At 40.9% G+C, this 11590-nt stretch carries 12 protein-coding genes; 11 read left to right on the forward strand and 1 reads right to left on the reverse strand.

The genetic code is table 11. From position 1 onward, the window contains the following. The first annotated feature begins 80 nt into the window (after positions 1-80). The 10 genes from serS to AAFN64_RS16605 all read left to right on the forward strand — a co-directional run bounded on the left by serS (position 81) and on the right by AAFN64_RS16605 (position 8747). Positions 81-1352: a serine--tRNA ligase gene (serS, locus tag AAFN64_RS16560; RefSeq protein WP_300488654.1), complete on the forward strand. Its 1272-nt coding sequence runs from the start codon at positions 81-83 to the stop codon at positions 1350-1352. An 81-nt stretch (positions 1353-1433) separates the two neighbouring features. Then, the gene (locus AAFN64_RS16565) at positions 1434-3212 is read left to right on the forward strand and encodes a tetratricopeptide repeat protein (RefSeq protein ID WP_347761348.1); all 1779 of its coding nucleotides are present in this window, start codon (positions 1434-1436) and stop codon (positions 3210-3212) included. Positions 3213-3260: 48 nt separating this feature from the next. Next, positions 3261-3572 (forward strand): DUF4286 family protein, encoded by a 312-nt coding sequence (locus AAFN64_RS16570; RefSeq protein WP_300488649.1) that lies wholly within the window; start codon positions 3261-3263, stop codon positions 3570-3572. Positions 3573-3590: 18 nt separating this feature from the next. Next, on the forward strand, positions 3591-4370 hold the full coding sequence (gene rsmA, locus AAFN64_RS16575; protein WP_300488647.1) for a 16S rRNA (adenine(1518)-N(6)/adenine(1519)-N(6))-dimethyltransferase RsmA: 780 nt from the start codon (positions 3591-3593) through the stop codon (positions 4368-4370). Further along, positions 4360-5712: a magnesium transporter gene (mgtE, locus tag AAFN64_RS16580; protein ID WP_300488644.1), complete on the forward strand. Its 1353-nt coding sequence runs from the start codon at positions 4360-4362 to the stop codon at positions 5710-5712. The genes rsmA and mgtE overlap by 11 nt, the downstream gene beginning before the upstream one ends. Before the next feature lie 18 nt (positions 5713-5730). Further along, the gene (gene proC, locus AAFN64_RS16585; RefSeq protein ID WP_347761349.1) at positions 5731-6510 is read left to right on the forward strand and encodes a pyrroline-5-carboxylate reductase; all 780 of its coding nucleotides are present in this window, start codon (positions 5731-5733) and stop codon (positions 6508-6510) included. Beyond that, positions 6507-7460, forward strand: a complete 954-nt coding sequence (locus AAFN64_RS16590; RefSeq protein WP_347761350.1) for a 2-hydroxyacid dehydrogenase — start codon at positions 6507-6509, stop codon at positions 7458-7460. Before proC ends, AAFN64_RS16590 begins: the two co-directional genes overlap by 4 nt. 19 nt (positions 7461-7479) lie before the next feature. Next, positions 7480-7863 (forward strand): VOC family protein, encoded by a 384-nt coding sequence (locus tag AAFN64_RS16595; protein ID WP_300488635.1) that lies wholly within the window; start codon positions 7480-7482, stop codon positions 7861-7863. A 61-nt stretch (positions 7864-7924) separates the two neighbouring features. Then, positions 7925-8308, forward strand: coding sequence for a DUF4234 domain-containing protein (locus tag AAFN64_RS16600; protein WP_300488632.1), 384 nt, complete (start codon positions 7925-7927; stop codon positions 8306-8308). A 64-nt stretch (positions 8309-8372) separates the two neighbouring features. Next, the gene (locus AAFN64_RS16605) at positions 8373-8747 is read left to right on the forward strand and encodes a DUF2752 domain-containing protein (protein WP_300488630.1); all 375 of its coding nucleotides are present in this window, start codon (positions 8373-8375) and stop codon (positions 8745-8747) included. Positions 8748-8798: 51 nt separating this feature from the next. Here the strand turns inward: AAFN64_RS16605 and AAFN64_RS16610 are convergent, their stop codons facing one another. Then, a complete protein-coding gene (locus AAFN64_RS16610; RefSeq protein WP_300488625.1) occupies positions 8799-10610 on the reverse strand; it encodes a GNAT family N-acyltransferase in 1812 nt (603 codons plus the stop codon). Positions 10611-10803: 193 nt separating this feature from the next. Between AAFN64_RS16610 and AAFN64_RS16615 the strand changes: the two genes are divergently transcribed. Further along, a complete protein-coding gene (locus tag AAFN64_RS16615; RefSeq protein ID WP_136404108.1) occupies positions 10804-11565 on the forward strand; it encodes an exodeoxyribonuclease III in 762 nt (253 codons plus the stop codon). Positions 11566-11590: the final 25 nt, after the last annotated feature.

Raw genomic sequence — 11590 nt, forward strand, 5'->3', positions numbered from 1 at the left:
TCTGTCCTAGCTTTGTAAAATTGCCCGCCCTATTATATAAAACAATTCCTTAAATTTGCTGACCATAAAATCATTATACTATGTTACAGATAGCATTTATTAGAGAAAACCAGGAAAAAGTAATCCAAGCTTTGGCAAAACGAAATTTTGACGCTAAAGCAATGGTTGAAGAAGTGGTGGCTTTAGATGAAAAGCGCCGCGCAACGCAAGTGGAATTGGACAATATTTTGGCGGAATCGAACAAGCTATCGAAAGACATCGGTGAGTTGATGAAAAGTGGTGAAAAAGCCAAAGCAGAAATCCTAAAGGAAAAAACAACCTCTTTAAAAGAGAAAAGTAAAGAACTGACGGAAGTTTTAAATACCGTTTCGGATCAGATGATTCACGAGTTGTATAAATTACCGAACATGCCGGCCGATGTGGTTCCGGAAGGTAAATCAGCCGATGATAACGAAACCGTTTTTGAAGAAGGGACTATCCCGGTATTACACGAAGGTGCGATACCACATTGGGAACTGGCTAAAAAATACGACATTATCGATTTCGAACTGGGAACCAAAATTTCCGGTGCCGGTTTTCCGGTTTATAAAGGAAAAGGAGCGCGTTTGCAACGAGCGTTGATCTCGTATTTCCTGGATAAAAATACCGATGCCGGTTATAAAGAATTTCAGGTGCCACACTTAATCAACGAAGCGTCTGGTTACGGAACCGGACAGTTGCCGGATAAAGAAGGACAAATGTACCATGTGGGTATCGACGATTTGTACTTGATCCCAACTGCCGAAGTGCCGGTAACGAATATGTACCGTGATGTTATTTTACAGGAAAGCGAATTGCCGGTAATGTGTACCGGATATACGCCGTGTTTCCGTCGTGAAGCGGGTTCTTACGGAGCACACGTTCGCGGATTAAACCGTTTGCACCAGTTTGATAAAGTGGAAATCGTACGAATTGAACATCCGGAAAAATCATACGAAGCGTTGGAAGGAATGGTCGAGCATGTAAAAACCTTATTGCAAGAGTTGAAATTGCCTTACCGTATCCTGCGTTTGTGCGGTGGCGATATGGGATTCACATCGGCGTTAACCTACGATTTTGAAGTGTTTTCAACGGCACAGGATCGTTGGTTGGAAATCAGTTCTGTGTCGAATTTCGAAACCTATCAGGCCAACCGTCTGAAGTTGCGTTTTAGAGATAAAGACGGGAAAAACCATTTGGCACACACGCTTAACGGAAGCTCATTGGCATTGCCAAGAGTACTGGCCGGAATTCTGGAAAACTATCAGACTCCGGAAGGAATCGTGATTCCGGAAGTGTTGCGTCCATACACCGGATTTGATATCATTAATTAATAAAATCTTATACTACAACAATGTACTAATTAGCTGAAAAATGGCTACATTAGTACATTGTTTTTTTAGGATAACCATATCATGAAAAACTTTTTTTCCTATATCGCTTTGTTATGCTCGGTGTTTGTTTTTGCACAAAACGAACAGCTGGCGCAAAACTATTTCGATAGGGGAGAGTTTGAAAAAGCGATGGTGATCTACGAAGATTTGCTGAAATCGCAACCGAATAATTACCAGTATTTTCAAAAACAGGTTGCCTGCTACCAACAGCTAAAGCAATATGCCAAAGCGGAAGAAATGATCCGAACCCGGATCGACCGTTTTAAACAAAATAACCTTTATGTGGAACTGGGCTACAATTACCAGTTGCAAAAGGACATGGATAAAGCCAATAAAGCCTATCAGAAAGCATTGGATGTTATCAAAGAAAATCCGAATAATGTCTACGGTGTTGCAAGCCTTTTCGAACAGAAAGTATTATTGGAGCAAGCCTTAAAAGCCTACGATCTGGGCGTTGCCGGAAATCCAAGCTTTAATTTCGATTATCAGATTGCCTTGTTACAGGGGCAACTGGGAAATCTGGAATTAATGGTGGATAAATTGCTCGATTATGCCTATCGCAATCCGCAAAACGCTCCATTGGTACAAAGTCAGTTGGCGCGTTTTATGATGGAAGATACACAGGAATCGTTCAATACCAATCTTCGAAAAGCATTATTGATTCGTACCCAAAAAACACAGGATATTTTCTGGAACCAGTTTCTAAGCTGGTTTTTTGTACAACAAAAAGAATACGGAAAAGCCTTTGTTCAGGAAAAAGCCATTTTTAAACGAAATCCGGATAATTTTTTTACGATTATTAACCTGGCAAAACTAGCCGTTCAGGAACAGGAAAACGATACGGCAAAAGAAATTCTGGATTTTATACTGCTCAATACACAGGATCTGGATTTACAAATGGAAGCGCATTATCAGTTGTTGACGATGGATATCGAAAAAGCAACGCCAAAAGAATATCCTTTAATCCGGGAAAAAGTAAACCTGTTGCTAAAACAATACGGTATTTCGCCCTACTCACTGCGACTTCAGGTTTTAAAAGCGCATTTTGAAGCCTTCTATTTAAAACAGTTTGAAACGGCGCGCCAGATACTTACGAATGCATTGGAATTGCCGCTCAATAATTATCAGAAAGCAGAAGTAAAAATGGAACTTGCTGATGTGTTGTTGCTGGATGAAAAATTCAATCAGGCGATTATCTATTATGCGCAGATTGAAGACGATTTAAAAAACGATGAAGTCGGACACGAAGCCAGTCTGAAAATGGCAAAAGCCAGCTACTTTAAAGGCGATTTCGATTGGGCACAACAACAATTCAAAGTGCTAAAAGCCTCTTCGTCTCAGTTGATTGCCAACGACGCCTTGGAATTATTCCTTTTGATCAATGATCATACAACACAGGACAGTACGCGGGTGGCGTTAAAGAAATTTGCCAAAGCCGATTTCCTGTTGTATCAAAATAAAACAGACGAAGCTTTAAATGGATTTCGTACGCTTTTAAAAGAGCACAAAGGACAAAGTGTAGAAGATGAAACGCTATTGAAAATCGGACGTATTCTGGAAGAGAAAAAAGAATATGCCGAAGCGTTAAAAGTCTATCAGGAGATTATCGAGAAACATGCCGAAGGGATTTATGTAGACGAAGCCCTGTTTTTTTCGGCCGAAATTTATCGAAAGGATTTACCTGATATCGAAAAAGCCAAAGCCCTTTATGAAAAGGTTATTTTTAACCATCAGGATAGTATTTACTACGTAGACGCCCGGAATAATTACAGAAAATTACGAGGGGATAACAATTTATAAAACCCAGACCGACAGTTGTTCGGAGGGTAATAACTTAAGTTTTAAAAGATGATTATTTACAATGTGACGATCAATATACACGAGAGTGTACATGACCAGTGGATGAAATGGATGCAGGAGAAGCATATAGCAGATGTAATGGCTACCGGAAAGTTTACAACTGCGCGAATGGTAAAAGTGCTGGTGGAGGAAGAAATGGGCGGTGTAACCTATTCCATTCAGTATACAACCGACAGTAAGGAAACGTTGCAACGGTATTACGACGAAGATGCGCCACGCCTGAGAGCAGAAGGGTTTGCGCTTTTCGGAGATAAAATGTTGGCGTTCCGTACGGAATTAGAATTGATCAGCGATCATTAATAGCTTTAAAAACGAAGTATGGATAAGGTAAGAGCTAAAAAACATTTGGGACAACACTTCCTGAATGATGAAAATATTGCCCAAAAAATTGCCGATACACTAACCTTAAGCGGGTATCAGAAAGTGTTGGAAATCGGTCCGGGTATGGGAGTGCTAACCAAGTATCTTTTGGAAAAACCAATCGAAACCTATGTGATTGAAATCGATACCGAATCGGTGGAATATCTGCAGACGCATTATCTGAAGTTGTCCAATCGTATCATCTCGAAAGATTTTTTACGTTACAACCTTTCGGAAACGTTTGGTGACGATCCGTTGGCGATTATCGGGAATTTCCCGTATAATATTTCGACGCAAATCGTTTTCCGCGTACTGGAAATGCGGGATCGTATTCCGGAGTTTTCGGGAATGTTCCAAAAAGAAGTAGCCGAACGGATTTGTGAGAAAAAGGGAAGTAAAGCCTATGGTATATTATCGGTTCTGGCACAGGCTTTTTACGATACGGAATACCTGTTTACCGTGTCGGAACACGTATTTACACCACCGCCAAAAGTGAAGTCGGGTGTGATGCGGATGCGTCGAAAAGAAAACTACAAATTGCCATGCGAAGAAAAAATGTTTTTCAATGTGGTAAAAACCGCATTTAACCAGCGTAGAAAAACATTAAGAAATAGTTTAAAAACATTCCAGTTGTCGGATAATTTAAGAGAAGATAGTATCTTTGACCTCCGTCCGGAACAATTATCCGTAGAACAATTTATCGAACTCACTCAAAAAATAGCCGCCGATGGAGTTTAAAATCAGCAGAGACTTTATTGCTCAGATTGAGCAACTAATCAGTGAAAACAAAGGGAACGAACTTGAAAATTTGCTCCAGGAGATTCACTATGCTGATATTGCCGAAATCATGGAAGAACTCGATGATTATGAGGCAAGCTATCTTTTTAAAATACTCGACAGTGAAAAAACAGCGGAAATCCTCCTCGAATTGGATGAGGAAGTCCGTGAAAAAATCTTAAGAAACCTTTCGGCAAAAGAGATCGCCGAAGAGCTGGATGAGTTGAATACGGACGACGCGGCCGATATTATCGCGGAATTACCACAATCGAAAAAAGAAGAAGTTATTTCCGAGCTGGAAGACGTCGAACACGCCAAGGATATTGTCGACTTGTTGCGTTATGACGAAGATACGGCCGGAGGTTTAATGGCGAAAGAGCTGGTAAAAGTTAACGAAAACTGGAACGTGCTCACTTGTGTAAAGGAAATGCGTTTGCAAGCCGAAAATGTTTCCCGAGTGCATTCGATTTATGTGGTGGATGATGAAGAAAGACTAAAAGGACGGTTGTCGTTAAAAGACTTGTTGACGACATCAACCAAAACGCCGATTAGCGAAGTATATATTAAAAAAGTCGACTATGTAAAAGTCGATACCAAAGACGTGGAAGTTGCCCGGATCATGCAAAAGTATGACTTGGAGGCGATTCCGGTGATCGACGAATTGGGACGACTGGTAGGACGCATTACGATCGATGATATCGTAGACGTGATCAAAGAAGAAGCCGACAAGGATTACCAGTTGGCGGCCGGTATCTCACAAGACGTTGAGGCGGATGACAGTATTCTGGAACTAACCCGTGCGCGTTTACCGTGGTTGGTATTGGCGTTGTTGGGTGGTTTTATCAGTGTACGCGTATTAGGTCTTTTCGACGGCGCGATGGATAAACATCCGGAGTTGTTCTTTTTTACACCGCTAATCGCCGCAATGGCCGGAAATGTCGGTGTACAATCATCGGCAATTATTGTTCAGGGTCTTGCGAATAATACATTAAGCGGTTCGTTATGGAACCGATTGCTAAAAGAGATTTCGCTAAGTTTGTTAAACGGATTAATCTTAGGTGTTATCCTCTTAATTGGCAGCCATTTTCTTTTAAATGTAAACTTTATGCTGGGAATTACCGTTACGGTAGCCCTGCTTTCCGTGATTGTCACGGCGTCTGTACTGGGAACCTTTATTCCCATGACGTTAAACCGGTATGGTATTGACCCCGCATTGGCCACCGGGCCTTTTATTACAACCAGTAATGATATCTGCGGAATTTTGATTTACTTTTCCATAGCCAAAATGATCTTAGGCTTCTAATTATATAAAACGGTTCTTATGAAAATTGTAGTTATAGGTGGTGGTAATTTAGGTACCGCCATCGCTTTGGGTATTGTCCGTTTTACAACGGGGAATCAGGTGATCGTGACCAGAAGAAATCCGGAAGCGATCCGTTTTTTGGAATCGGATGGGATTTTACTTTCTTCCGATAATAAAAATGCCGTTCAAATGGCTGATGTGGTAGTGTTGACGGTTAAACCCTATCAGGTCGCTGCAATTATTTCCGAATTAAAACCGTTTTTAAAAGGAAAAATAGTCGCCTCGGCAGTGAGCGGTCTTTCTATGGAAATGCTACAGGAACAGTTGGAAGAAACCGCACTGGCCATCCGGATTATGCCTAATATTGCCATTCAGTTCGGATCGTCCGCAACCTGTGTAACGGTTCGGGAGGAAGATCAGACTACGGTGAAGCCTTTTTTAAATGTGTTGGAAAAATTGGGATCGGTAGTAGTTATCGACGAAAAAATGATGGATGCGGCTACGGTTCTCGGCGCTTGCGGAACAGCCTATGCTTTGCGCTATATCCGAGCGGCGATGCAGGCCGGTATCGAAATTGGTTTCGATGCACAAACCGCACTGGCCATTGCATCACAAACGGTAAAAGGCGCGGCCGAAATGGCTTTGCGGGAAAAAGTGCACCCGGAACAGTTAATCGATCGTGTAACGACGCCTAAAGGCTGTACTATCGCAGGATTGAATGAAATGGAGCATCAGGGATTCAGCTCGTCGCTGATCAAAGGAATTAAAACATCGTTAAACAATATTAAAGGGATATGAAACAGCCTGTAAAAATTCTGCATATCGACAGTAATCACCCGGTTTTATGGGACAGATTGGTGGCGGCCGGTTTCGAAAATTATGAGGATTTTAAATCGTCTAAAGAAGCCGTTGAAGCCAAAATCCACGAATACCATGGAATTGTGATTAGAAGTCGGTTTAAAATCGATAAAACCTTTCTGGATAAAGCGACAAACTTAAAGTTTATCGCCAGAGTGGGCGCAGGTCTGGAAAGTATCGACTGTGATTATGCCATTGAAAAAGGAGTGCATTTGATTGCCGCTCCGGAAGGAAATCGAAACGCCGTTGGAGAACATACCTTGGGAATGCTTTTGTCACTATTGAATAAATTGAATAAAGCCGATCGTGAAGTGCGTAGCGGTCATTGGAACCGTGAAGCCAATCGCGGCTATGAACTCGATGGAAAGACCGTTGGTATTATAGGTTATGGGAATATGGGGAAATCGTTTGCGAAAAAACTACGCGGTTTTGAGGTCGAGGTGCTGTGTTATGATATTCTCGATCATGTGGGTGATGCCAATGCCCGACAAGTATCGTTGCTGGAATTGCAGAAAAAAGCCGATGTACTAAGTTTGCATACGCCTTGGACACCGGAAACAGATAAAATGATCAATACAGCTTTTGTCGAAGCGTTTTCCAAACCGTTTTGGTTTATCAATACGGCACGGGGAAATAGCGTGGTTACGACCGATCTGGTTACCGCGCTGATTCAGGGGAAAGTATTGGGTGCCGGATTGGATGTGCTGGAATATGAAAAGCTTTCTTTTGAAAATTTATTTACAGACGATAAAACGCCGGAAGCATTACAATATTTATTGCAGGCCGAGAATGTGCTATTAACACCGCATATCGCGGGGTGGACTTTTGAAAGTAAGGAAAAATTGGCGCAGGTAATCGTAGACAAAATTATTGCGTGCTGTAATAACTAACCAAAAACAAACTTAAATTATGGACAAAAAAGAAAGTAAAAGAGTAACCGGAATTGGCGGTTTTTTCTTTAAATGTGACGATCCGAATACGGTAAAACAATGGTATCGAGAACGCCTTGGAATTCCGGTTGGCGATTATGGATGGTCGTTTACCTGGAAAGATGAAGAAGGAAACGACGGACTGACACAATGGTCGCCATTTGCGGCAAATACTCGTTATTTTGAGCCGAGTGAAAAGCAGTTTATGATGAATTTCAGAGTGGAAAATCTGGTGGAATTGCTTGAGACGCTTAAAGCAGAAGGCGTTACAGTTGTGGGTGAAATGGAAGAGTACGATTATGGTAAGTTTGGCTGGGTTTTGGATCCAGAGGGAAATAAAATTGAACTTTGGGAGCCAAAATAATATTGCTTTAATATAAAAAGTACTATATTCGCTACATAATCTATCTAATCAAAAACAAAAAATGGAAGTAAAAAGCACAAATTCAGAGGATTGGAATAGTCCTCAGATCCCGGTATTTAAAGTGGATCCGATCATGGTTTTGGTGTTCGGAATTATTACCTGTGGATTGTATCTTATTTATTGGAATATTAAAGTAGCAGATGTTTTAAACGCTGTTGCCGAAAGACAAATTATTTCACAACCGGTAGCCATCTTTTCGGGATGTTGTTTACCTGTTAATTTGTATTTCTACTATATTGCAGGTAAAGATGGTTTACCTAAAGTATATCAAAAAATTGGAGAGCCGAACAAAGATCAGTCGGTTTTATTATTGGTTTTAGGGTTTTTCTTCCCTATGGTAGCTGCAATGATTGTTCAGAGTGATATCAACAAGCTTTACAAATAAAAATAGAAAACAACTCAAAATTTATGGGATTATCGGGGCATTATTAACCCTGATAATCCCTTTTTTGCTTACGTTTCAAAACGAACACAATCATCTCGATGAAGCGCAGTCGCTGTGTCCGTTCAAGATGCTCACCGGATTTCCCTGTCCGGGTTGCGGCATTACAAAATCATTAGTCTATATCTACGAAGGTGATCTGCTAAGAAGTCTTCATTTTCATTTATTCGGGCCGTTTGTCTTTGCCTTGTGTATTGCTGCTATTGTTGTTTTATCGGTTGAATTGATCACCGGCAAAAGCTATTTCCGATCGCTTTTTTATAGTAAAAAAGTAGCCTATTTTCTGGCGACGATATTGGTGGTCTATCATGTGATACGGCTGTTTTATTTTGTGTCGGATAACACCTTCGACGATATCTTGCGACAGTCCATCTGGAAATAAAAAAAGACCTGAAATTTTCCAGGCCTTTTCGTTTATTGCGATATGTTTTTCTTATTCTTTTTCGTTTAGTTTTCGTTCCAGTTCTGCCTGAAATTCTTCCATTACGGGCTTTACGGTACTTTCCGGTAAATCGGCAATGCGGATATACATTAAACCATCTACGGCATTGTTAAATAGCGGATCGACGTTAAAAGCAACAACACGCGCATTTTGTTTGATATACTTTTTGATCAAAACCGGTAAACGCAGACTTCCCGGTTCTACCTCATCGATAATTTTATCGAATTTGTTCAGATCGGCTTCCGTTTCGTTAAATACAAAATCCTTATCGGCATCTTTTAGTTTTACCTTATATTCCTTTTTAGGGTGAATGTATTGTGCAATATACGGATCGTAATAATGCGACTTCATAAATTCGATCATTAGCGATTTGGAGAAGTCGGAAAACTGGTTACTGATACTGACACCGCCAATCAGGTAACGATGCTCCGGATGGCGTAGGGTTGTGTGTACAATTCCTTTCCATAACAGGAACAACGGCATTGGTTTTTGTTGGTATTCTTTGATGATAAAAGCACGACCCATTTCAATGGATTTCGACATCATATCATACAATTCCGGTTCAAAGCGGAATAATTCGTGCAGGTAAAATCCGTTAATGCCGAATTTTTTATAAATATCCGAGCCCAATCCCATACGGTAGGCACCGGCGATCTGTTTGTTTTCTTCATCCCACAAAAACATGTGGTGGTAATATTTGTCGTATTGGTCTAAATCCAGCGATTCGTTGGTTCCTTCGCCTACTTCGCGGAAGGTAATCTCGCGTAAACGCCCGATCTCGTGCAATACATTTGGAATCTTATCGGCAGTAACCAGAAAAACCTCGTAGTTTTTACTTTGAAGCAAACGGTAATCGCCTTTACGTAATTCGGTTACTTCCTGTAGGATTTTTTCGTAATTCGCAGGATGTGCAATTTGCTTCGGACTGCTTTTTGGTAGTGGTAATTTTAAACTTGGTGCTGATAATAACTTACTTTCGGTACTTTCGAATGAGTTGGACAGCATATAAGTTTTGCGACGCAAAAACTCCGAATAGGCTTCGGTGGTTTCGTATTCGTTTTGTTCGCTCACCGAAATCGGTTTTCCGATCCGTACCTTGATCACGCGTTTTTTCTGTGTCAATAACTCAGACGGTAATTTTGCGGTACGTAACGTTGGACTTATTTTAGAAAGCAGGTAAAATAATCGGCTGTTTTTTGCGTGAAAATAAATCGGAACGACAGGAACCTGAGCTTTTTTAATCAGCTTTATAGCGCCTTCTTCCCAGGGTTTGTCAACAACCAGTTCGTCGTCTTTGTAGGTCGATACTTCTCCGGCCGGAAAGATTCCTAATGGTTTTCCTTCGCTAAGGTGACGTAACGTTTCTTTAATTCCGGCAACGCTCGATTTGGCATCTTTGTGATTCTCAAACGGATTCACCGGCATTACATACGGTTTTAAAGGCTCAATACGGTGTAACAGGAAGTTGGCGATAATTTTAAAGTTAGGCTCGCGCTCCAACATTAGTTTTAAAAGTAAAATACCATCAATTCCGCCTAGCGGATGGTTGGAAACAGTAATGTAAGCACCATCTTTTGGCAAGCGTTTTAAATCTTCTTCCGGAATTTCAAACTTAATCTGGAATTCATCCAGAATTGCGTTTAAAAAAGGAACATCGTTAAGATGTTTGTTTCTGTTATATACAGCATTAAGCGTAGAAATCTTCAGCACCTTCATCAGTAACCAGCCTGAAAAAGTTCCTAAGAAACCGTATTTGTCAGTGTTTATTGCTTTTGCAACTTCTTTAGCGGTAACTAAACCCATTTAATTTCGTTTTGAGCGAAAAACAAAGATACTAATTCTCTCGAAACGCTAAAAGGCTTTATCTTATTATTACATAATTTTTAATAGCATTAGAATTTAGGTATTTGATTGTGAAGGTTTTGTTTCTATTTCTGTATTTCTGTTTTAATTCTATAGGTTTTTGTCTATTTTTGGGGAAAATGTAACTGCAACAATGAAAATTATTTCTTATAACGTAAACGGAATCCGGGCCGCTATTACCAAAGGTTTTCTGGATTGGTTGAAAAGTGCCGATCCGGATGTGATTTGCCTTCAGGAAATTAAAGCGACTCAGGAACAAATCCCGTTGCTGGATATAGAACTGGCTGGATATCCGTATCATTACTGGTTTCCGGCTGAAAAGAAAGGCTACAGCGGCGTGGCAATTTTGTCGAAAGTAAAACCGAACAATGTGGTTTTCGGAACCGGTATTCCGCATATGGACAAAGAAGGTCGTAACCTGCGGGTGGATTTTGATACGTTTTCGGTAATGAGTCTGTATTTGCCGTCCGGGACAAATATCGACCGACTGGATCATAAGTTTATGTATATGGCCGATTTTCAGAATTACATCAACAACCTGAAAAAGGAAATTCCAAACCTGATTATCTGTGGCGATTACAACATCTGTCACGAAGCAATCGACATTCACGATCCGATCCGAAATGCAAAAGTATCGGGATTCCTGCCGGAAGAACGCGCCTGGCTGGACGGTTTTATGAAAAGTGGGTTTGTGGATAGCTTCCGCCATTTTAACAAAGAACCGCACCACTACAGTTGGTGGAGTTACCGCGCTAATGCCAGAGCGAATAACAAAGGGTGGCGTATCGATTATAACCTGGTGAGCGAACCGTTGCGCGATCGGATGAAACGGGCTGTGATTCTACCGGAAGCGAAACATTCCGACCATTGTCCGATTTTAGTTGAAATTGAATAAACTCGAAAACTCGAAAAAACTGATA

This window comes from Flavobacterium sp. CAU 1735 (assembly GCF_039888695.1).
In the GTDB taxonomy this organism is placed as follows: domain Bacteria; phylum Bacteroidota; class Bacteroidia; order Flavobacteriales; family Flavobacteriaceae; genus Flavobacterium.